Consider the following 20285-nt stretch of genomic DNA (forward strand, 5'->3'; position numbering starts at 1 on the left):
TGCCTCATCCGGCAACCCGTTCCGATGCACCCGGCAGGATGGTGGCCGCGGCCGGCCGTGGCGCGGCACGGTGGACATCGAGCAGCCGTACACCGAGGCGATCGCGCAAGGCCGGCCAGATGCCGCGCGGCGCCACGATCATCACGGCGACGGCAATGATACCGAGGCCGACCAGATACCAGCCGCCGGACAGGCCGAGCGGCCCGGTCATCAATTCGCGCAGGCCGAAGAAGACGATGACGCCGAGGATCGGGCCTTCCAGCGTCCCAATACCGCCGATGATCACGATGAACATCATGTAGACGGACCAGTTGACGTCGAAGGCCGCGAGCGGCGCGATGAACAGATTGCCCATGAAGCTCAACGCACCCGCAAGCCCGCATCCCGCCGCCGAGAGCACGAAGGCGATGAAGCGGTTATGCCGGACGTCGACGCCGACGCTCGTCGCGGCGAGGTCATTGTCGCGCACGCTCATCAGCCCGAGCCCGAAGCTCGAGGTCATCATCTTGTACAGCGCGGCGATGGTGACGAGCGTCAGCCCGCCCGCGAGCCAGAACATGGTCGGCTCGAACCAGTCGAAATCGATCAGCTTGCTGGTGGCGAGCGGCACGCCCGAGGTGCCGCCAACGGCCTGCGACTTCATCGTGAAGGCGCCGATGATCTCAGCGAACACCCACATCGCGATCGAGAAATAGGCGTCGCGCAAGCGAAACAGCGGAAAGGCGATGATCGCCGCGACAGCCGCGGCCACCAGCGGCGCCACCGGCAGCACCCAGATCGGGGTCACCTCGAGCCAGCCGGAGGTCAGGAACAGCGCATAGGCGCCGAAGGCGATGAAGACCTGATGGCCGAGCGACACCAGCCCGGCATAACCCGCCAGCAGGTTCCACATCTGCGCCATCGTGAGCAGCAGCAGGCATTCGGTCGCGAGCCGCAGGATGCCCTCGTTCAGCACGAAGGGCGCGCCGGCGATGATCGCGACCAGCACGATGGCGCAGGCGAGGAAAATTGTCCGTGTCGGCATCTGCGTCATACCCTGCTCGACACGAGACCCGACGGGCGGATCAACAGCATGATGAAGAACAACAGATGCGCGTAGAGCAGCCCGGCATTCGGATCGATCTTCAGCCCGATCAACTGCGCCATGCCGAGCGCGATGCCGCCGAGCAATGCGCCCCAGAACGAGCCGAGCCCGCCGAGCACCACCACCTCGAAGGCGATCAGCAGCCGCTCGGCGCCCGAGAACGGCGTGAAGCTCGACCGCACCGCGAGCAGCACGCCGCCGATCGCGCCGAGCGCGAGCGACAGGCCCATGACATAGTTGTAGACCCGATCCGGCTTGACGCCGGACAGCCGGACGATGTCGCGGCGGTCGGCGGTGGCGCGCACGATCCGCCCGAACTCGGTATGGCGCAGCACGAGCTGCAGCGCCATGAACAGCAGCGCGGCGAGCACCAGCGTGAGCAGCGGCATGATGCCGATGTTGAGGCCGGCGATCTCGAGGCTGGCGCGCGACAGCTCGCCGACCTGCAGGCTGCGCACGTCGGCGCCGAAGATTTCGACCATGACGTTGCGCAGGATCACCGAGACGCCGAAGGTCAGCAGCAACGGCGACAGCGGATCGGGCGACGTCACGACCCGGTTGACGATGGCCGCCTGATAGAGCCAGCCGACCGCAAAAGACAGCGCGATCACCGGGATCAGCATCAGCAGCGGCGAGACCTGCGGAAACAAATTGGCAAGCAGCACGGCGCAGAACGCGCTCAGCACCATGAACTCGCCGTGCGCGATGTTGACGACGCGCATCACGCCGAACACCAGGGCGAGCCCGATGCCGAGCAGGCCGTAGAGCCCGCCCAGCAGAGCTCCGTTGATCAATGTCTCAACCCAGATCATATCGTGCCAATCCTGGCTAGTTACCGAAATAGGCGTGCGTCAGCTGTTCCGGCTGCAACCCTTGCGCCGGGCCCGTCAGCGACACCCGCCCCTTCAACAGGCAGTAGATCCGCTCCGACGTCGCGAGCGCGCGCTTGACGTCCTGCTCGACCAGAACCACCGCGGTGCCCTCGCGGCGAATGTCGGCAAAGGAGCGATAAATCTGCTCGACCACGACAGGCGCGAGCCCGAGCGAGATCTCGTCGCACAGCAGCAGCCGCGGGTTCGACATCAGCGCGCGGCCGATCGCCGCCATCTGCTGCTGGCCGCCGGAGAGCTGGCCCGGAAACATCCGCCGCCGCTCTTCGAGGATCGGGAACAGGTCGAACACCCGCCGCAGCGTCCAGCTGCCCTTGCGCCGGTTGACGCTGCCCATCAGCAGGTTCTCCTCGATGGTCAGCGAATCGAACAGCAGCCGACCTTCGGGCACCATGATGAGCCCGAGCCGCGACACCTGCTCGGCTGGCATCTGCGAGATATCGATACCGTCGAAATGCACCGCCCCTCGCCGCTCCTCGTTCAGCCCGACCAGCGCCTTCAGGAACGTCGACTTGCCGGCGCCGTTGGCGCCGACCAGCGCCACCGCCTCGCCGTCGGCGACGGTGAAATTCATGTCGAACACGGCCTGGAGATCGCCATAGAAGATCTGCAGGCCGTTCACATCAAGCAACGCCATCGGCCTTCAATCCCATGTAGATCTCGCGCACCACGGCGCTGTCCATCACCTCGGCCGGCGGCCCCTCCAGTACCTTGCGGCCGAAATCGAGCACCAGGATGCGATCCGACGCCGCGCGCAAGGCGTGCGGAATGTGCTCGATCCAGATCATGGCGTGATCTGCCTTCACCGACTTGATGATGGCAACGAGGCGCTCAACCTCGGGCTCGGTCAACCCGGCGGCGATCTCGTCGAGCAGAATCAGCTTGGGTTTCGAGGCCAGCGCCTTGGCGAATTCCAGTCGCTTGCGATCGATCAGCGGCAAGGCGCCGGCGAGCTTGTCCGCCTTGGCGTCGAGCCCGGTGCGCTGCAGCACCTCCATCGTCCAGTTCGACGCCGCCTCGCCATACAGGCCCGCGCCGTAGGACGCCGCCACCAGCGCGTTCTCGTAAACCGACAGATGCGGAAACGGTTGCGGGATCTGGAACGCGCGCCCGAGCCCCAGCCGCGCCCGGCGATGCGGCGGCAGGCCTGAGATCTCCCTGTCGTCGAGCATGATCGAACCGCCGTCGGCCGTGAGCAGGCCGACGATCAGGTTCAACAGCGAGCTCTTGCCGGCGCCATTCGGGCCGATCACGCCGAGGCACTCGCCGCGCGCCAGCTCGAAGCCGACATTGTCGGCGACCACGATCTCGCCGAAACGCTTCGACAGCTCGCTGACGCGCAGAAGAGGTGACATCTCAGGCAAGCTTCGAGAGCAGCTGGAGATCGGCCTGCTTCGGGATGAACGGCGCCGTCCCGTTGTGCACGATCAAGAGCTCGTATTTCGCGTTGCCGCCCTTGGTCTTGCGCCATTGCCCGCCCGACAGCGACGTCACTGCGACGTTCTTGATCGGCGTTCCCTTGAACCTCACCGGTCCGACCACCGTCTCCATGTCGAGACCCGCGATGGCATCGCGCAGCGAGTTCTTGTCCTTCGGATCGCTGTTTTGCAATGCGGCGAGCGCAACCTCCCACAAGGCATGGGCGTAGCCGATCGGCTGGGTCCATTGCTTGCCCGTCGTCTTCTCCCATTCCGCGGCGAGTTCGGCGGCGGTCTGTCCGGTCAGCGACGACTTGAACGGATAGGCCGGTGTCCACCAAACTTCGGTGGACATGCCGTCACCACGATCGCCGAGCGCATTCACCGCACTTGGAAACAGGAACGCCGCCGCCACCGTGCAGATCTGCGGCTTGAAGCCGGCCTGGGCCGCCTGATTCCACAGCGTCACCCAGTGATTGCCGTAAGTGAATCCGGAGACGATGTCGACGCCGTTGTTCTTGAACGACGACACCTGATTGGTGAAGTCGTCGGTCGCAATCTGGAATTTTCCGGCGGAGAATTCCTGATAGCCCGCCTGCGTAATGCCGCCGGGCAAGCCGACCTTCGGGTCGGAGAACGCCTGGCCGGCGGGATTGTCGATGTAGAGCGTGCCGACCTTCTTGTTGGTCTCGACCGACTGCCACATGCCGAGGAAGTTCTTCACGACATCATCGGCGCCCCAGAAGAAGTGATAGCTGTAGGGGAAGCCCTTATCGGGCGTCGACTTGCGCGGAAACATCCAGCCCTGCCACGGCACCATGGTCGAGATCGAGGGAATGCCGCGGGCATCGGCGAGCTCCTGCACCGGTGCCTGCGCGTCGCCGTCCTCGATCAGGATCAGGTCGCACTTCTCGCGCAGCACCAGCTCGCTCGCAACCACCGACGAGCGGTTCGGATCGGACTGATTGTCCTTGAAGACAAACTCGACCTGCCAGGTCTTGCCGCCGATCTTGAGGCCATCCTTGAGGCGCGCCTTGATGCGTTCATGAATCCAGGTGTCGGGTTCGGCAAACGGCGCCCGGACGCCGGAGAGGCAACCGACCCAACCGATCTTGATGGTGTTGCCGGCGGCCCGCGCGACGTTGACCAATGGCACATTCATCGCCGATGCGAGGCCGGTCGCACCGGCCGCCTTCAGCAGCGTGCGCCGGTTGAGCCGGCCGATGGACGAGTTGGTCTTCGAATTCTCCGTCATGTCCCTCTCCCCTGAAACAATTGTCTGAAGTGAATCCTGCCTAGGCCGCCGATCGCCGGATCGCCGCACGGCTCACTGCTGCGAACTTGCACAAGGTGTTCTCGATGATCTGGCGCGGAATGCCGCGCACGATGAAGACCAGCCGCGAACGCCGGTCCGCCGACGGCCAGCCCTGCAGCGTGATCGGCGGATGGAACACATGCTGCACGCCATGCACTACGACCGGCGCATCGGGCTGTTCGGCGACATGCACGATCGCCTTGAAGCGCAGCAGGTCCTCGCCCTTGAGCGCCGCGACATAATCGAGCCAGCGCGCGAACGCGTCGCGCTGGATCGGCTCGTCGATGATCAGGCTGTAGGACGAGACATCAGTGTCGTGCGCATGGTGGCTGTGATGGCCGCACTCTGCGCCATCGCAATCGTGCTCGGCGTGATGATGCGGCGCATTCGCCGCCTGCGATGCCAGATCGAACCAGCGCACGACACCGGCAGAGCGCGCCGCCGGATCGAACAGGCCAGCATCGAGAACCTTCGCCGGATCGACCGTCCCGTTCCGCACGTGCGCGCGCGTCGCGACCGGATTGATCGCCGCGAGCCGTGCATCGAGCCGGGACAATTCATCTTCGCTGGCCAGATCGGTCTTGGTCACCAGCAGCCGGTCGGCAACCGCGATCTGCCTGACGGCTTCGCTGTGCGTATCGAGGGTGCGCGCGCCGTTGACGGCATCGACGGTCGCGACCACGCCGTCGATCCGGTAGCGACTGAGGACATCGGGCGCCGTCATCAGCGTGTGCAGCACCGGCACGGGATCGGCGAGACCCGTGGTCTCGACCAGCACGCGGTGGAACGGCGGGATCGCCCCAGTGGCGCGGCGGGCGGCGAGATCGGTCAGCGTCTCGATCAGATCCTCGCGCACCGAGCAGCAGATGCAGCCATTGTCGAGCAGCGCCAGGCGGTCCTCGCTGCTCTCGACCAGCAGATGATCCAGCGCCACCTCGCCGAACTCGTTGATGATGGCGACGACGCCATTGAGCTCCGGCTGGCGCAGCAGATGGTTCAGCACCGTGGTCTTGCCGCTGCCGAGGAAGCCGGTGAGCACCGTGACCGGAATCTGATTCGCCGTGCCCATCACGCGCCCCGCTGGTAGACCTTGCGGCCTTCGAAGAAGGTCATCTCGACCCGCGTGTCGGCGAGCTGGTCCGGCGGGATGTCGAAGATCATCTGGTCGAGCACGATCAGATCGGCCGACTTGCCGACCTCGATCGAGCCGATCGATTGGCCGAGGCCGGCCGCCCGCGCGGCGTCGATGGTGTAGATGTCGATCACGGTGGCGAGATCGAGCGCCTGCTCGGCCCATAACGACTTGCCGGGAAAATCGCCGGTGGGATTTTGTCGGGTCACCATGCCCTCGATGCCCTGCCAGGGATCGGGAATCGGGATTACCGGCCAGTCCGAGCCGCCGGCCATCAGTGCGCCGGCTTCTTTCAAGTCCTTGTTCGGCCAGAAGCGCTGCGCCCGCTCCTCGCCCATCGCGGCCTTGTGCGCCTCGAGGAAGATGGTCGGATACCAGATGATCGGCGACAGATCGGCCGCGACGCCGAGCTCGGCGAAGCGCTTGATGTCATCGGGCGCGATGTAGCTCGCATGCGCGATCTGGTGGACCAGATGGGTCGGGCCGTTGAAGCTGCGCACGACATCGATCGCGTCGAGCGCCTGCGTCACCGCGGCATCGCCCGCGCAATGGATCTTCGCGGCCAGGCCGAGCTTCTCGCAGCGCCCGAGCCAGCGGATCAGGTCCGGTACGGTCAGCATGGTCGATCCGCGGAAGCAGCAGCCGCGCACCGGATCGGCCACATAAGGCTCGTGGAACGCCGCGGTCTTGGCGCCGGGCACGCCGTCGAGGAACACCTTCACATAGTCCGGCTTCACATGCGCGCCGCGATACTGCTCGCGCAGCGCAAACAACTCCTCGCCGGCCTTGCCGAACATGAAGCCCGGCTCGACCACCGGCATCGCGCAGACCGCCCAGGCGGTCAGCTCGCCGCGATCGTCGAGCCCCTTCAGCGCCGCCATGATCGGCTGCATGCTGGCGGCGTCGATGAAGGCGGTGACGCCATAGGCATTCAGCACCGAAATCGAACGCGCCACCGCCGCGCGGTCCATCTCGGCCGTGTAGTGACCGGAGGCCGCGAGCGCCCGCTCGACCAGGCCGGAGGCGGCCTCGATCATGATGCCGGTCAGCGTCCCGGTCTTGAGGTCGCGGCCGATCTCGCCGTCGGTCGGATCGGGGGTCTCGGCCTGCACGCCGGCCAGCCGCAGCGCCGCAGAGCTCGCCCAGCGATTGTGATAGGTGTCGTCGCGCAGCACGACGGGATGTCCGAGGCACGCCGCATCCAGCAGCGCGCAGGACTCCGCGGTGTTCATCTCGTTCAGGAGATTGTTGCCGAACTGCCCGCCGACGATCCAGGCGCCGGGCGCAGCCACCGAGGCAGCCTTGTGCAAGGTCTCGGCGATCCTTGGCACGCTGTCGGCGTTGGAGAAGCGCAGCTCGTAGAGATCGGCCTGCCCGCCCATCATGATGTGATTGTGGATGTCGATGATGCCCGGCATCGCCATTCGTCCACCAAGATCGACGGTCTTGGTCCCCTCGCCGACCAGCGCCGCGACGTCGCGTTCCTCGCCCACGGCGATGAAGCGGCCGGCCTTCACGGCTGCGCACGCCGCCCAAGGCTGCGCCCGGTTCGACGTGTAGATCCGGCCGTTGCGGAAGACCGTGTCGGCGAATGTCCTGTTCATACGGATCAACTTCTCGATTGGAAAAGTCCGGAGCGATCAGCCTTCGCTGTGCGGTGCACAGGTCGGAACCGTGTACGGCGCCGGCATGATGGCAAAGGTTCGGCATGTCAGCGTCCGGAACAATCCACCATCCGGTGGATGCTACGGCCTGACGGATTCAGGAGACGGAAACGGGCAGCCGTCGGGAGGCCGCGCGATCGACGCAGCTCCCCTTTCTCGCCGTCTCGCGCGCTACGCCGGCGCGTGCGCTACCTGGTGAACATCGGACGTCTGGGCGGAAACACCAGCGGACGGCCATTGTAATATCCGGGGTTGGATACAGCGAGCGGCATGAAGACGAGCGCATCCGGCGAGGCAGAGCCTTGCTTTAGCAGGGCCTGCGTCGTCGTCTCCCGGACGATCTCCAGACCGCGGAGGCGGATCATCACCAGTCGTCCGGCAAACCTTCCCGACGACACCTGGTCCATTCGCATGTTCCAGCCGCTGATGCGCCCGGCATAGTCGCTCGCATCGACGCTTTCGGAATGCGGCGAATTAATCCGACGGCAACGCAGCAAAACTGTGTCAAACCTGTGCGTGAGGAGTGCTTTGACCTATCTGAGTAGTTGTGGGGTCGCCGGCCAATTTTGCGGTGGTTAACTGGTTGCCAAGCTCAGAGCACGATGGCACGCAATTTGGCTCATGTTTGATTTCCAATGCGGATGTCATCTCGCAAAGAGGTTCATGGCACCAGGCGAAATCAGTTCGGTTGCGGGGCTGGTTGGTTACGCATTGCCGCGCCTCTGATCACACTGTCATGCAGTGTCGTCGTTTTCGATGTGCACGCGGCGTCGCCTACGGAAGGGTCGGGCCCACAGGTGATGGCATCCGAATCGTCGGCTCAAGCCGATGCTCGGAGCGCGCCGCCAAGTGCGGACCGAGCGAGCCCCGAGGCTCTGCCAACGACGGAAACCGAGGAACAATCCGAGCAAGCATCTCGGACGGCCAACGTTGCCGACCCGCTCACGGTCACCCCAGACAATATTGATTCAGTCTTGGTCCTTGACGAGTGCTTTGTTGCCGAGGCATGCATCGACCGGTTCCTTGGAGCACTTTACACGCGAGCACCGAAGACCGACTGGATCGTCGTGTACGAGAAAAAGGACGTAACGATCAAGCGGAAGGGAAAACAGATCACCGTCACTCGCAGCATCCCCAAGCGGGTCGAAAACGACTTCGGATGGAAGGACCCCAAAGCAGCAGACAAAGTCGGCATGGCTCTGATGGATTACGTGATCGGAGGGATGGATGGAGCCTTCAAGGGAAAGCTGTTCCATTTGCTCCATGCAGCAGAACAGGCCGGACTGGCACCTGGGATTACAAGCGGATTCCGGGATGACTATCGCCAATCGATCGCAAGCGGGCTGAAGGCCGCGAATGACAAGTCCTATCACGGTGGCAGTTCGCGAGGAGGCTATGGTCACGGGCTCGCCGCAGACGTCACCAGCATGAACGGCGGGAGCAAGGACGAGCGCGTAATCGAGACCAAGCGATTATGGAAATGGATCGACGAACACGAAAAGCAGTTCGGAGTCGGACGTCCATATTTGAATGGAGACCCAGCGCATCTCGCACCGATCGATGGTCAGGAATACGCAGCTCATCGTTCAGCATCAAGCCACGCCAGGCTGATCGGCAAGCGACACACCCGAATTGCAGCATCTTCCAGCCATGGCGTGAAAACGCGAGCAAAGTCAAAGGCAGCGACGAAGCCTGCGACAACGAAAATCAGCTCGCGCCTGTGATCGGCGCACGCGTCGCTGCGCTTCGAAGGTGCGCTCCGGCGAGCCCCAGCCCAGGGGGTGAGCTGGGGCTCACGGCGGCTTCGGAGACTGTAGCGGCCAGCCTCCAGCCATGACGTTACGCCTCTCCCCTGAATCTCATCCACCAGGAACCGCAGTTGCTGCGCCGCGCTACTACCTTTGCGCTGCTGAGTCTGCTCACCGCGAGATCTGTTACTCAGAGCTAGTTCAGAATGGCAATTGTCGCGCGCAACTGTCGATTCTACTATGTCCCCAGTCGTGCGGATTGGCCGACGTCAACCCCACACCCCGACCATGCACATCGCGCGATCAGGGATCGCCGCTTCGGCCCACGGAGCGACGGTCCCGCCCCATTTGGGATGCGACAAACTAACCGACGGGCAACTCAGCAAACACGTGTCAACCCCTCGCCATCAAAATTATTCGGTTTATCGGAATTGCAATTCGGTGTATGGTTGACGCACCTCACCCGATCGAGGGGCGCTGCGCATCGTCTCGGTGTTGCGGTGAGATGCGGTGGACGTTGATTTGCGCAACTGACGATTGCGCATGAGACAGGCGGTGAAGTCGTGTGGTCCTGACGCCCTGGTGGCAGGTGTCCTCTAGCACCTGTGGTCCTGCCCCCGAGCTTAGCTCTTTTGCTCGGGGCCCATGGGTGCGATCGGCACCCGGCTTTCCCTGCGCCCTCTCTTCTCAGAGCGACGAAATGAAATGCAGAGCTCGGACAAATCATGTCGCGAGAGCGCGGACCCTTGACTCACAGAATGCGTCACATCTTCGGTGTCGTCCCGGCGCAGGCCGGGACCCTTAACCACAAATGCCGATTGTTATGCACCGCTGGAACGACGAGTCCCGTCAACTACATCCGCCGCGGAGTATGGGCCCCGGCCTGCGCCGGGACGACGGGAGGAAAGAGCCAGCGCCTCAATGCGGCCGGGACATCAGCGCGACGACGGCGGAGCGGGTCTCGACGCCGAGTTTCTCGAAGATATGGATCAAATGCGTCTTCACCGTTGCGAGACCGATGCTCAGGCACTCGCCGATCTCGCGGTTGGTGCGGCCGCAGCACAACAGCTCGACCACTTCCATCTCGCGCGAGGTCAGTCCGTAGCGCGCCGGCTCGTCGGGATTCGGGGATAGCCGGCTGGTCAGGTTGAACTCGAGGTAATCGTGGATCTTCTCGGCAATGTGCATGCTGCCGTCCGGAATCTTGCAGCCCGGCGCCCAGAGCACGCTCATTCCGGCCACGATCCGGTCGTTGCGGCGGAAGAAGAACTCGATCATGTCGGCGACGCCGCATTGGCCGGCGAAGGCGCGGTAGGTCGCCGCCTCCTGGGACGCGCATTGGTCGAGGGCGACGCTCAGCCGGGCGATCGGCCGGTTGCTCGCGGAGCGCGGATGCAACGGATCGAGCCGGTTCATGCCGGCAAGATACTGGTCGTGGAAGCTCGGCGGAACGTTGCTGCTGAGCACGAAGCGGTTGAGGGTCAGATCGCCGTCGACCTCGTAGAACGCAGTCGCCGAGCCTTCGAGAATCCCGCGCGCGAACTGGATGGCCCGTGTGGTTGCCGGATCCGGTCGGCCCAGAAGCGCGATCATGACCTACCTCCCGATGTTTCCCGATGGCGAGCGTCTGCGCGTCGCATGGTCGTCACGCTGGGGCAGACGCAGGGCGTAGTCAAGCAATTTGCGGGCCAAGCGCACATCCCGGAAACGGTTACGCCGGAGTAACCCGGCCATGACCTCCACCATCTGGTTGATTGCGAGCGGCGCGACCTATACGGAACTTTTGCACGTCCCGGTATCATTATTGGATCAACAATGAATTCGCGTCGCATCATGGCCGCCTTCCCGTCGGCGGCCGACGAACAAGTCACGCTCGCCAACTGGCGCCAGCATCCCTTCAGCGAGTGGGCATTCCGCAATGTCCGCGAACTGCTGCCCACCGCCAACATCGCCCGCGCCTCGACGCCGGCCCCACTGTCCTTTGCGCCGCGCTATCTCGACGACGTCAGCTTCGCTAACCCGCGCGGCGAGACGCTCGGCGTCGGCCAGGCCCTGCGCGCCAGCCACACCGACGGCATCGTCGTGTCGCACCGCGGACAGGTCGCTTTCGAATGGTATGCCCACGGCCTGGCGCCGGACACCCCGCATCTGATTTTTTCGGTCAGCAAGTCGGTGGCCGGAACGCTTGGCGGCATCCTGGCCGATCACGGCAAGCTCGATCCCGACGCGCCGGTGACGCGCTACATCCCGGAGATGGAGGGATCGGTCTATGGCGGCAGCTGTACGGTACGCCATCTGCTCGACATGAGCGTCGGCATCCGCTTCGATGAGGACTACATGGCGCGCGACGGTGACGTCATGAACTACCGGCGCTCGACCGGCTGGGAGCCGCCGGACCCGACCGTGCCGCCGACCAACCTACGCGACTATCTGCGCACCCTGCGGCCGAACGGTACACCGCATGGGCAAACCTTCCACTACGTCTCGACCAACACCGACGTGCTCGGCTGGGTCTATGAGCGCGCCTGCGGCATGTCCTACGCGAAGATCCTCGCGCAGTATCTGTGGCAGCCGATGGGCGCCGAGCACGACGCCTACATCGCCGTCGACTCGCGCGGCGCGGCCCGCGTCGCCGGCGGCATCTGCGCGACACTGCGCGATCTCGCCCGCTTCGGCGAGATGATGCGCAACCACGGCATCAGCAACGGACGGCAGGTGGTGCCCGGCTGGTGGGTCGACGACATCAGGCAAAACGGCAATGCCGAGGCCTGGTCGTGCGGCGACCTGACCAAGGTGTTTCCGAACGGCAACTACCGCAACAAGTGGTACACGATCGATCGCAACGAAACCCCGTTCGCCGCGGTCGGCATCCATGGCCAGTGGATCTACATCGATCCGGCCAACGAGACCGTGATCGCGCGCGTCTCCTCGCAGCCGCTGCCGATGGATCTCGATCTCGATCACATGTGGATGCGCGGCTACCGTGCGATCGCAGCCAAGCTTACCGGCAAGGCCTGATAAAGCGCGACCGGGGGAGTCAACGACGACGCGCTAATCGATCGGCGGCCGCCGCGTATGCCAGTCCGTCACCGATTGGAATGCGGCTCCGGCGCGGACCAGCACGTCCTCGGCGAGATGAGGGCCGACCAGTTGCATGCTGAGCGGCATCTGGTCCGACGCCATGCCCATCGGCAGCGTGATGGTCGGGCTGCCCGAGAAGTCGAACACCGCCGTGAAGCGCAGAATGTTCAGGAGGACGCTGGGATCGGCGCCGTATTCGCTCATCTTGGTGAGCGTCGGGATCGGCACCGGCATTGTCGGGATCAGCAAGAGATCGATATCCTCGAACATCACAGCGAGGCTACCTACGAACTTCAGGCGCTCGTGATGGATCGCCGCGATGTCGACACCGCTCGTCGCCCTGCCCTGCTCGATCAGCTGGGCGAGGTCCGGACCATATTCCGACTTCCGCGACGGATAGGTGTCCAGATGCGCCTCCGCCGTCTCCACCGAGCACATCGCAATCCACTGGCTGACGAGCTTCTGATAGGGCGGGAAATGCACCTCGCGGATGTCGGCGCCGAGATCGACCAGCGTGCGCTCGGCCTGCACCAGGGCGGCGACGACCTGCCGATCGATTCCCTCCTGGGTGTACCTGCGATCGACGCCGATCCTCAAGCCGCGGATGCTCTCGCCGACGCCGGCCAGATAGTTCGGCACCGGCGCGCGCAAGGCGGTCGGATCGTTGGCATCCGCGCCGGCGATGATGCCGAGCATTGCTCCGGCGTCGGCAGCGCTGCGGCACATCGGTCCGACGTGATCGAGCGAGTCCGCCAGCGGGAAGATGCCGTGGCGGCTGACACGGCCCCAGGTCGGCTTGATGCCGGTCAGGCCGCAGGTCGCCGACGGAAACCTGATCGAGCCGCCGGTGTCGCTGCCGATCGAGCCGTAGCAGAGCCCCGCCGAGGTCGCGACGCCCGACCCGGTCGACGACGAGCCGACCCAGTAGTTCACATTCCACGGATTGAGCGGGGCCTGGTCCGCCGGATGATGGCTGGTATAAGCGCCCTCCGTCATCTTGAGCTTGCCGAGCGTGACCGCGCCGGCGACTTCGAGCCGATCCACGATCGTGGCATTGAAGGACGGCACGAACTTCGCATGGATTGTCGTGCCGCCGGCGGTCGGTGCAAACGTCGTGTAGCAGAGGTCCTTCAGCCCGATCGGAACGCCATGCAGCGGGCCGCGCCAGATGCCCTTGGCAATCTCCGCGTCGCGCTGCTTCGCCTGCGCCATGGCGCGCTCCGCCAGGACGAGCGCGTAGCCATGAAACTGCCCATCGAGCTTCGCGATCCGGCCGAGGAGTGCCTCCGCGATCTCCGAGGCCTTCGCCTCGCCACGGCGGATGAGCCCGGAGATCTCGGTGATGGACTTGTAGTGCAATGGATCCGCTGACATGTCGTTGTGGCCCCGGCTAGAACTGGACACCGCGCGTCAGGGCGCCGTCCACGACGAGGTTGGTCCCGGTGATGAAGCTCGCCGCCTTGCTCGCAAGGAACACGACGGCATTCGCCATCTCCTGCGGCGTGCCCATCCGGCCGGTCGGGTTGAGCGCCAGCGCGGTCTTGTAGAGTTCGGGATTGCCGTCCTTGATCATGTTCCAGACGCCGCCCTCGAAATAGGTGTTGCCCGGCGACACCGAATTGGCCCGGATGCCCTTGGCCGCGAGCTGGTAGGCGAGGCCCTGCGTGTAGTGGATGATCGCGGCCTTGAACGTCCCGTAGGGACCGCTGGCAAAATCGACCTCGCGCCCCGACACGCTGGAGATCGTGACGATCGCCGCCGCCGCGCTTTTCTCGAGATAGGGCATCGCCGCGTTGACGAGGCGCACCGTCCCCATCATGTCGGTGGAGAATTCCTTCTCCCAGCTCTCCTCGTCCTGCCCGATCGACAGCGCGCTGACATTGGCGACCACGACATCGATGCCGCCGAGCTTTCCAGCCATGTCGGCGACCCAGGCCTTCAGCGCCGGTCCGTTCGAGACGTCGACGGCACCGCCGAACGCCGCAACGCCCTTGGCCTTGATCGCGGTAATCGCAGTGTCGACATCCGCCTGATTGCGCGCGCAGATGCCGACATTAGCACCCTCGGCCGCGAACGTATCGGCGATCGCGCGCCCGATCCCCCTGGTGCTGCCAGTCACGAGAACCTTTGCTCCCTTGAGTCCCAGATCCATATCCATTCCCTCCGTTGTTATCGATTATGGAACGCTACTTCCTCACCACATGGCGTGGCCGATCAAAGCAGCAGCTGCGCGCGAACATTGTCCGCGTTAACCTCCTCACCGGCCAGCGATCGCGTGATCTTGCCCTTCTCCATGATGTAGCAGCGCTGGGCGATCGCCAGGATGGTGTCAAGGTTCTGCTCCACGAAGATGATCGTGGTCCCGAGCTCGGCTTGGAACGATTGCAGCGCCTCGCAGATGTGCTGCACGATCGAGGGCTGGATGCCCTCGGACGGCTCGTCGAGGATCATCAACGACGGATTGCCGATCAGCGCGCGGCCGATCGCAAGCTGCTGCTGCTCGCCGCCCGACATGGTGCCGGCGATCTGCCGCCGGCGCTCCTTCAGGCGCGGGAAATATTCATACACGAGTTCCGGCAGCTTCTTTCCATCGGTTCCGCCGATCAGTTCACCGACCTGCAGGTTCTCCTCGACGCTCATCTGCGGGAAGACATCGCGGCCCTGCGGGATGTAGCCGAAGCCGGCACGCGCTCGCGCATCGGCCTCGAGCTCCGTGACATCCTGATCCATGAAGGTGATGGTGCCGCGCCAGGATTGCAGCAGCCCGATCAGGCACCGCATCAGGGTCGACTTGCCGACGCCATTGCGGCCGATCACGCCGACGATCTCGCCGCGCGAGACCGACATGCTGACGCCCTGCAGGATCGGCGTCGCGCCGTAGCCCGCCCAAAGTCCCGATACGTCCAGGATGCGATCAATGGGCATGGGTCTTACCCAAATAGATTTCCGCGACCTTCTCGTCTTCCAGGATCGCCTCTAAGCTGCCGCGCGCGAAGATCTTGCCAAGATGCAGAACGGTGACGCGCTGGGCGACCTGACGCACGAACGCCATGTCGTGCTCGACGACAAGAACCGTCATGCCCTCGGCATTGAACGACTTGATCAGTTCGCCGGTCTTGTAGGTCTCTTCCGGCGACATGCCGGCGGTCGGCTCGTCCAGCAGCAAGAGCTGCGGTTGCAATGCCAACGCCATCCCGATCTCCAGCCATTGCTGCTGGCCGTGCGACAGCGCACCGGCAAGCTTGCCGCTATCATCAGCCAGATTGAGCAGCGCCAGCAGCCGTTCCTCCTCAACCCGGCATTCCGCGCCCGAAAGCCGCTCCTGCAGCGCGATCTGGATGTTCTGGCGCACCGGCAATTCCTTGAACACGCTCGGCGCCTGCATCTTGATGCTCATGCCGCGCTGCACACGCGCGTAAGGTCGCTCCGCGGTGATATCGACGGAGTCGAAGAAGATGCTGCCGGTGGTCGGCGGATAGAGGCCGACGATCAGCTTGAACAGCGTGCTCTTCCCGGCTCCGTTGGGCCCGATCAGACAGTGGACTTCGCCGGCATTGACCGTCAGGTCGACCTCGGAGACGGCGGTCAATCCACCGAAGCGTTTGGAGACACCTTTTACATCGACCAGCGCCATGGATCAGGTCTCATCCGATTGCAGACGGCTGGCGCCCGCCAGCGCAGGGGCCTCGTCGCGCCGCCGGCGCCTGGTCCACCAATCGACAACGAGCTTGCCGATGCCGAGGACAAAGCCCTGCGGCGCCAGCATCACGGTGGCGAGCAGAAGCACGCCCATCAACACCAGTGCCGCTTGCTGGCTATAGACCGTGATGGTCTGGAAGCCGAACAGCAGCAGGAACGATCCGACCAGGGTCGCGGTGAGATCATTGCGTCCGGAGAACGCCACCCACACGATCGGCATCGCCGCCGCCGGCAGGCCGATGCTGGACGGCGTGATGAACTGCCCCCAGGACGTGTACAGCGCGCCGCTGAGGCCCGCGAGGCCGCTGCCGATCACGAAGGTCAGGAGTTGGTACTTGCGGACGTCGTAGCCGAGCATCTCGGCGCGCTGCGGATTCTCGCGCGTCGCCACGATCACGTTGCCGATGCTCGAGTTCACCAGCATGCGGAGCGCCACGTAGACGATCACGATCAGCGCGACCATGAGGTAGTAGAGCGCCGATCCTTCGATGTCGAAATTGCCCACGGTGAGCGGGTCCATCCCCTTCATGCCGTTGAAGCCGTTCAGCCGCGCCGGACCGATATGCCATTCCGGCCCGGCGGTCTGCCCGAGGAAGAAGGCCAGCACCAGCGTCGCCGACAGCGTCACGATGCCGAAGAAAATCCCGCTGATCCCACCCCAGATCATGAAATAGCCGAGGACCCCCGCCGCCATCATCGCGATAACAACCGAGAGCACGAGCGCGGCGATCGTGGCCGTTCCCCCGCCCATGTTGATGGCGAGCACGCCATAGCCGTAGCCGGCGATGCCGAAGAAGAAGGTCTGGCCGAACGACAGCATGCCGCCGTAGCCCCACATCAGGCAGAGCCCGAGCGCCATGAAGATCCAGATCAGGAAGTAGGCAAAGTTGCCGACATCATAGGAGTCGGCGAACAGCGGATAGATCAGCGTGCCCGCCAGCACGGCAACAAAGCAGGACCAGAAGATCTTTCCGCGTCCGAGCGTCTGCGGACCGTCGAGCAGCTTCAACATCAGAAATTCCCGTCTAGCGCCCACGACGAACCAGCACGCTGGATAGCCCTTCAGGCAGCACCCGTATGATCAGGATCACAGCAAACAGCATGCCGATCTGCCCGATGATCTGCCCGTAGCTCGCATTGAGCGCCATCCTGATCATCGCCAGGAACACCGCAGCCGGCGCGGTCCCGAGCAGGACATTGGCGCCGCCGATCACGACGGTGACAAAGCTCTCGACCACGAAGGTCGCGCCCATGGTCGGGATCAGCGTCATGGTCGGCGCGTAGAGCGCACCGCAGAGTCCCGCGAGCGCCGTGCCGATCCCGAAGCTGATGGAATAGATGCGTCCCGTACGCGCGCCGAGCGCCTTCGCCATTGCCGCGTTCTGCATCGTTGCGCGCGCGATCACGCCAAAGCGCGTCTTCATGAAGACGATGTAGAGCCCGGCCAGCACGGCAACCGCACAGCCGAACAGCACGAGGCGATAGGTCGAGAACGTGTAGCCTCCGATCGCGAAGCTTCCTTCCGGCGTGCCGATGCCCCGCACGGCCGAGCCTACGATCAGCAGCATCGACTGCGTCACGATCAGGCTGAGGCCCCAGGTGGCGAGCAGCGAGTCGAGCGGACGCTTGTAGAAGCGCCGCACGACGAGGTACTCGACGATCATGCCGATGATCCCCGCGGTCAGCGCGGCCAGGATCTGCGCGATCGGGAGCGGCACACCGAATTCACGAGCCCGACCGTCACATAGGCCCCGCACATGATGAACTCGCCATGCGCCATGTTGATGACGCCCATCATGCCGAACACGATGGCAAGTCCCGCCGCCGACAGGATCAGGAACGCGAAGACGTCGGCGAACTGATAGAACACCGAGAAGAATTCAGCCGACATTCCACTCTCCGTGATCACGGCGCCGCATCATTGCGGCGCCGGTTCGCTTCAAAGCCATGATGCAAAGCACGAGCAAGATACGTGCCCGCTTGCATCACGATTTGCTGGGAAGATGACTCGGCGTGTACTGATCCTTGTCGTTCTTCTTGGTGAGGTCGCAGCCGATCTCGCCGAGCCAGTATGGCTGGATCGTCCCGTAGTCCTTCTCAACGGTCACCTCATGCTTGGGTCCGACCGAGATCAGGCGCATGCGGTGCGACGTATGCTGGCTCTTCGGATCGATGCAGACCTTGCCCTCGGGTGCGTCGATGCAGGCATCACCGGTCGCGATCACCTTGCGCATGTCCTCGAGCTTGGTCGACTTCGCCTTCTCGACCAGAGTCTTGTACATGTAGAGCGCGTTATAGGCATTGTAGCCCATGTCGTTGATGTAGAGCTCGTCAGGGAACTTGGCGTGCCAGCGCTTCTTGAAGTCGTTGGCTTCGGGGGTGTCGATCTCCTCGAACCAGTTCGCGGTCGCATGCATGTTGTTGAGCGCCGGCGGCTTGAACCGCTTATGCTCGAATCCGAGCATGATCTTGATCGAGGACCCCATCGGCAAATTGAGGTTGGCGGCGGCCGCCTGCTCGAAGAACGAGTCCTGCGCGGCGCCGACATTGATCGTCAGCAGCCAGTCCGGCTTCGCCTTCTGGATGTTCTGGATCGTCTGCGCGAATTGCGATACGCCGAGCGGGATGAACTCCTCGCCCACCACCTCGCCGCCGAGGTCCTTCATGATCTTGCGGTTCCACTCCGCCGAGATCTGGCCGAAATTATAGTCTGCGGCGATGACGTAGACTTTCTTGCCGAACTTCTGGACCATCCATGGGATCAGGGTCGAGAATTGCTGCTCCGGCACCGCGCCCATGCTGACCATGGAGGCATCGCAGACGCCGCCCTCATACTGGTTCGTGTAGAAGTACGGCGTGGTGGTGCGATCGACGATCGGGCGCAATGCCTCGCGCGAAGCCGACGTGATGCCGCCGATCAGCACATCGACCTTGTCGCGGTTGAGCAGCCTTCGGCCGAACTCCTGATAGCGGGCATTGTCACCTTGGGGATCAAGGTGAATCAGCTCGATCTGGCGTCCGAGAATGCCGCCGCTCTTGTTGATCTCCTCGACCGCGAGCTGCGAGCCGTGCAGCTTCGGCATGCCCATGAAGGCGAGGTCGCCGGAGACGTCCTCCAGCAGGCCGACCTTCAATGGCGGGTCGGCCGCCTGAGCAGCACCAATGACAGCCGTCCCGAGTACGGCACCAAGCAAAGCCATTCCGACTATACGCCCCGAATTCATCGCGATGTTTCCTGTCGTTGAAAGGTGTTGGAAGTCACGCCTTGAGGTAATTCTTCAGGATCGACGCCCCCATCGTGTATTTGGGGTCGACCATGTTGCCGAGCCGCATGCGGCCGGCCTGGCTGAGCAGCATGTAGGCGTCGATCTCGTCGAAGCCGTAATCCGCGCTCATCCACCGCACGAGCTCGCGATAGGCGATCCGCGCCGCGTCCTCGAGCGGCCGCGCGCTGCCGATCGTCATGATGAAGTCGCGCGTCTCGAGCCGCGGCCAGGCGAAGCTCCAGTTCTTGATCAGATCGATCTGCAGCGTCACGGTGGCGCGCTGCTCGAGCGCGACGCCAGAAAGTTCGCCGTCGCCCTGCGTGGCGTGGCAGTCGCCGACATAGAGCAGCCCGCCTTCGGTATGCACCGGAAAATAGATGATCGAGCCAGGCGCGACGTCAGGCAGATCCATGTTGCCGCCGTGATAGTCGGGCTGCAGCGAGGAGATCGCCTCGATTTCGGGCGACACGCCGATCGTTCCGATGAACGGCTCATAGGGCAGCGTGATCTTGTCGCTCCAGCGCACGCCGTTGCGGTCGACGTGCAGCTTCTTGACGCGCTCCGGCAGCGGCGGATTGAGCAGCGCCGTGGATGCGGTCCCGACCAGGCCGCCGAACTCCGGGATGATGCAGGTGGTGCCTGCCGGCTGCGCGCCGCGGGTCTCGACGTCGCGGATATAGACGGCGAGGCAATCGCCCTTCCTGGCGCCCTTCACCGCGATCGGCCCGCATTGCGGGTTGAGATAAGGGAAGTTCAGCTTCGCCGTCGGGCTGTCGCTTTCGCTGGTGAGCACGCCGCCGAAGGCATCCTCAGTCTCGACGACGACCACCCCGCCCGGATCGATCGACAGGGTCGGCTTGGCATAAGGTCCATAGACGTAATGGAAGCTACCCTGTTGCTCGATCGTCAAACTATGGGTCGTGCCCGTCGCGCCCTTGGCGACGGCCCGCTTGGCCATGATGGAACTCTTCAACCAGTCTTCGGTCAT

Annotated in this window: 18 protein-coding genes and 1 pseudogene; 2 read left to right on the forward strand and 17 right to left on the reverse strand. The window is 64.0% G+C overall.

The features are described from left to right. Positions 1 to 4: 4 nt before the first annotated feature. The 8 genes from HAP47_RS26860 to HAP47_RS26895 form a co-directional block, all read right to left on the reverse strand. Positions 5 to 1024, reverse strand: a complete 1020-nt coding sequence (locus HAP47_RS26860; RefSeq protein WP_231168408.1) for a branched-chain amino acid ABC transporter permease — start codon at positions 1022 to 1024, stop codon at positions 5 to 7. 5 nt (positions 1025 to 1029) lie between these two features. Continuing rightward, positions 1030 to 1896 (reverse strand): branched-chain amino acid ABC transporter permease, encoded by an 867-nt coding sequence (locus tag HAP47_RS26865; protein WP_173642025.1) that lies wholly within the window; start codon positions 1894 to 1896, stop codon positions 1030 to 1032. A gap of 16 nt (positions 1897 to 1912) precedes the next feature. After that, on the reverse strand, positions 1913 to 2611 hold the full coding sequence (locus tag HAP47_RS26870) for an ABC transporter ATP-binding protein (RefSeq protein ID WP_173642024.1): 699 nt from the start codon (positions 2609 to 2611) through the stop codon (positions 1913 to 1915). Then, positions 2598 to 3329 carry an ABC transporter ATP-binding protein gene (locus tag HAP47_RS26875; RefSeq protein ID WP_173642023.1) on the reverse strand — a complete coding sequence of 244 codons (732 nt, stop codon included), beginning with the start codon at positions 3327 to 3329 and terminating at the stop codon, positions 2598 to 2600. The genes HAP47_RS26870 and HAP47_RS26875 overlap by 14 nt, the downstream gene beginning before the upstream one ends. 1 nt (position 3330) lies before the next feature. After that, complete coding sequence (locus HAP47_RS26880) at positions 3331 to 4647, reverse strand: ABC transporter substrate-binding protein (protein WP_231168409.1); 1317 nt, start codon at positions 4645 to 4647, stop codon at positions 3331 to 3333. 40 nt (positions 4648 to 4687) lie between these two features. Then, positions 4688 to 5776, reverse strand: coding sequence for a CobW family GTP-binding protein (locus tag HAP47_RS26885; RefSeq protein WP_173642022.1), 1089 nt, complete (start codon positions 5774 to 5776; stop codon positions 4688 to 4690). Beyond that, positions 5776 to 7443, reverse strand: coding sequence for an amidohydrolase (locus HAP47_RS26890; protein WP_173642021.1), 1668 nt, complete (start codon positions 7441 to 7443; stop codon positions 5776 to 5778). Before HAP47_RS26890 ends, HAP47_RS26885 begins: the two co-directional genes overlap by 1 nt. Before the next feature lie 248 nt (positions 7444 to 7691). Further along, positions 7692 to 7910, reverse strand: a complete 219-nt coding sequence (locus HAP47_RS26895) for a hypothetical protein (RefSeq protein ID WP_173642020.1) — start codon at positions 7908 to 7910, stop codon at positions 7692 to 7694. 393 nt (positions 7911 to 8303) lie between these two features. Here HAP47_RS26895 and HAP47_RS26900 point away from each other — a divergent pair, with 393 nt between their 5' ends. Then, positions 8304 to 9227: a D-alanyl-D-alanine carboxypeptidase family protein gene (locus HAP47_RS26900; protein WP_231168410.1), complete on the forward strand. Its 924-nt coding sequence runs from the start codon at positions 8304 to 8306 to the stop codon at positions 9225 to 9227. Positions 9228 to 10169: 942 nt separating this feature from the next. Here the strand turns inward: HAP47_RS26900 and HAP47_RS26905 are convergent. After that, positions 10170 to 10844, reverse strand: a complete 675-nt coding sequence (locus tag HAP47_RS26905) for a helix-turn-helix transcriptional regulator (RefSeq protein ID WP_173642018.1) — start codon at positions 10842 to 10844, stop codon at positions 10170 to 10172. A gap of 222 nt (positions 10845 to 11066) precedes the next feature. Here HAP47_RS26905 and HAP47_RS26910 point away from each other — a divergent pair, with 222 nt between their 5' ends. Continuing rightward, positions 11067 to 12269: a serine hydrolase domain-containing protein gene (locus tag HAP47_RS26910; protein WP_173642017.1), complete on the forward strand. Its 1203-nt coding sequence runs from the start codon at positions 11067 to 11069 to the stop codon at positions 12267 to 12269. A 33-nt stretch (positions 12270 to 12302) separates the two neighbouring features. Here the strand turns inward: HAP47_RS26910 and HAP47_RS26915 are convergent, their stop codons facing one another. The 8 genes and pseudogenes from HAP47_RS26915 to HAP47_RS26950 form a co-directional block, all read right to left on the reverse strand. Next, positions 12303 to 13706: an amidase gene (locus tag HAP47_RS26915; RefSeq protein WP_173642016.1), complete on the reverse strand. Its 1404-nt coding sequence runs from the start codon at positions 13704 to 13706 to the stop codon at positions 12303 to 12305. 16 nt (positions 13707 to 13722) lie between these two features. Continuing rightward, entirely contained in the window at positions 13723 to 14484 is a 762-nt protein-coding gene (locus HAP47_RS26920) for an SDR family NAD(P)-dependent oxidoreductase (RefSeq protein WP_173642015.1), read from the reverse strand. Positions 14485 to 14546: 62 nt separating this feature from the next. Continuing rightward, positions 14547 to 15257 carry an ABC transporter ATP-binding protein gene (locus tag HAP47_RS26925; protein ID WP_173642014.1) on the reverse strand — a complete coding sequence of 237 codons (711 nt, stop codon included), beginning with the start codon at positions 15255 to 15257 and terminating at the stop codon, positions 14547 to 14549. Next, positions 15247 to 15966, reverse strand: a complete 720-nt coding sequence (locus HAP47_RS26930) for an ABC transporter ATP-binding protein (protein ID WP_173642013.1) — start codon at positions 15964 to 15966, stop codon at positions 15247 to 15249. Before HAP47_RS26930 ends, HAP47_RS26925 begins: the two co-directional genes overlap by 11 nt. A 3-nt stretch (positions 15967 to 15969) precedes the next feature. Further along, positions 15970 to 17043 (reverse strand): branched-chain amino acid ABC transporter permease, encoded by a 1074-nt coding sequence (locus HAP47_RS26935; protein ID WP_173642012.1) that lies wholly within the window; start codon positions 17041 to 17043, stop codon positions 15970 to 15972. 13 nt (positions 17044 to 17056) lie between these two features. Next, positions 17057 to 17922: pseudogene (locus tag HAP47_RS26940) on the reverse strand (ABC transporter permease subunit). A gap of 94 nt (positions 17923 to 18016) precedes the next feature. Beyond that, positions 18017 to 19231, reverse strand: a complete 1215-nt coding sequence (locus HAP47_RS26945) for an urea ABC transporter substrate-binding protein (protein WP_173642011.1) — start codon at positions 19229 to 19231, stop codon at positions 18017 to 18019. Positions 19232 to 19289: 58 nt separating this feature from the next. Then, on the reverse strand, positions 19290 to 20285 hold the full coding sequence (locus tag HAP47_RS26950) for an acetamidase/formamidase family protein (protein WP_173642010.1): 996 nt from the start codon (positions 20283 to 20285) through the stop codon (positions 19290 to 19292).

Origin of the sequence: Bradyrhizobium sp. 41S5, from assembly GCF_011516665.3 — a bacterium.
GTDB classification, from domain to species: domain Bacteria; phylum Pseudomonadota; class Alphaproteobacteria; order Rhizobiales; family Xanthobacteraceae; genus Bradyrhizobium; species Bradyrhizobium quebecense.

What these genes read in the sequence shown, in the direction of transcription:
- HAP47_RS26860 (WP_231168408.1), bottom strand. Translation starts at nt 1,024, where the DNA reads ATGCCGACACGGACAATTTTCCTCGCCTGCGCCATCGTGCTGGTCGCG.
- HAP47_RS26865 (WP_173642025.1), bottom strand. Translation starts at nt 1,896, where the DNA reads ATGATCTGGGTTGAGACATTGATCAACGGAGCTCTGCTGGGCGGGCTC.
- HAP47_RS26870 (WP_173642024.1), bottom strand. Translation starts at nt 2,611, where the DNA reads ATGGCGTTGCTTGATGTGAACGGCCTGCAGATCTTCTATGGCGATCTC.
- HAP47_RS26875 (WP_173642023.1), bottom strand. Translation starts at nt 3,329, where the DNA reads ATGTCACCTCTTCTGCGCGTCAGCGAGCTGTCGAAGCGTTTCGGCGAG.
- HAP47_RS26880 (WP_231168409.1), bottom strand. Translation starts at nt 4,647, where the DNA reads ATGACGGAGAATTCGAAGACCAACTCGTCCATCGGCCGGCTCAACCGG.
- HAP47_RS26885 (WP_173642022.1), bottom strand. Translation starts at nt 5,776, where the DNA reads ATGGGCACGGCGAATCAGATTCCGGTCACGGTGCTCACCGGCTTCCTC.
- HAP47_RS26890 (WP_173642021.1), bottom strand. Translation starts at nt 7,443, where the DNA reads ATGAACAGGACATTCGCCGACACGGTCTTCCGCAACGGCCGGATCTAC.
- HAP47_RS26895 (WP_173642020.1), bottom strand. Translation starts at nt 7,910, where the DNA reads ATGGACCAGGTGTCGTCGGGAAGGTTTGCCGGACGACTGGTGATGATC.
- HAP47_RS26900 (WP_231168410.1), top strand. Translation starts at nt 8,304, where the DNA reads ATGGCATCCGAATCGTCGGCTCAAGCCGATGCTCGGAGCGCGCCGCCA.
- HAP47_RS26905 (WP_173642018.1), bottom strand. Translation starts at nt 10,844, where the DNA reads ATGATCGCGCTTCTGGGCCGACCGGATCCGGCAACCACACGGGCCATC.
- HAP47_RS26910 (WP_173642017.1), top strand. Translation starts at nt 11,067, where the DNA reads ATGAATTCGCGTCGCATCATGGCCGCCTTCCCGTCGGCGGCCGACGAA.
- HAP47_RS26915 (WP_173642016.1), bottom strand. Translation starts at nt 13,706, where the DNA reads ATGTCAGCGGATCCATTGCACTACAAGTCCATCACCGAGATCTCCGGG.
- HAP47_RS26920 (WP_173642015.1), bottom strand. Translation starts at nt 14,484, where the DNA reads ATGGATCTGGGACTCAAGGGAGCAAAGGTTCTCGTGACTGGCAGCACC.
- HAP47_RS26925 (WP_173642014.1), bottom strand. Translation starts at nt 15,257, where the DNA reads ATGCCCATTGATCGCATCCTGGACGTATCGGGACTTTGGGCGGGCTAC.
- HAP47_RS26930 (WP_173642013.1), bottom strand. Translation starts at nt 15,966, where the DNA reads ATGGCGCTGGTCGATGTAAAAGGTGTCTCCAAACGCTTCGGTGGATTG.
- HAP47_RS26935 (WP_173642012.1), bottom strand. Translation starts at nt 17,043, where the DNA reads ATGTTGAAGCTGCTCGACGGTCCGCAGACGCTCGGACGCGGAAAGATC.
- HAP47_RS26945 (WP_173642011.1), bottom strand. Translation starts at nt 19,231, where the DNA reads ATGGCTTTGCTTGGTGCCGTACTCGGGACGGCTGTCATTGGTGCTGCT.
- HAP47_RS26950 (WP_173642010.1), bottom strand. Translation starts at nt 20,285, where the DNA reads ATGACCGAAGACTGGTTGAAGAGTTCCATCATGGCCAAGCGGGCCGTC.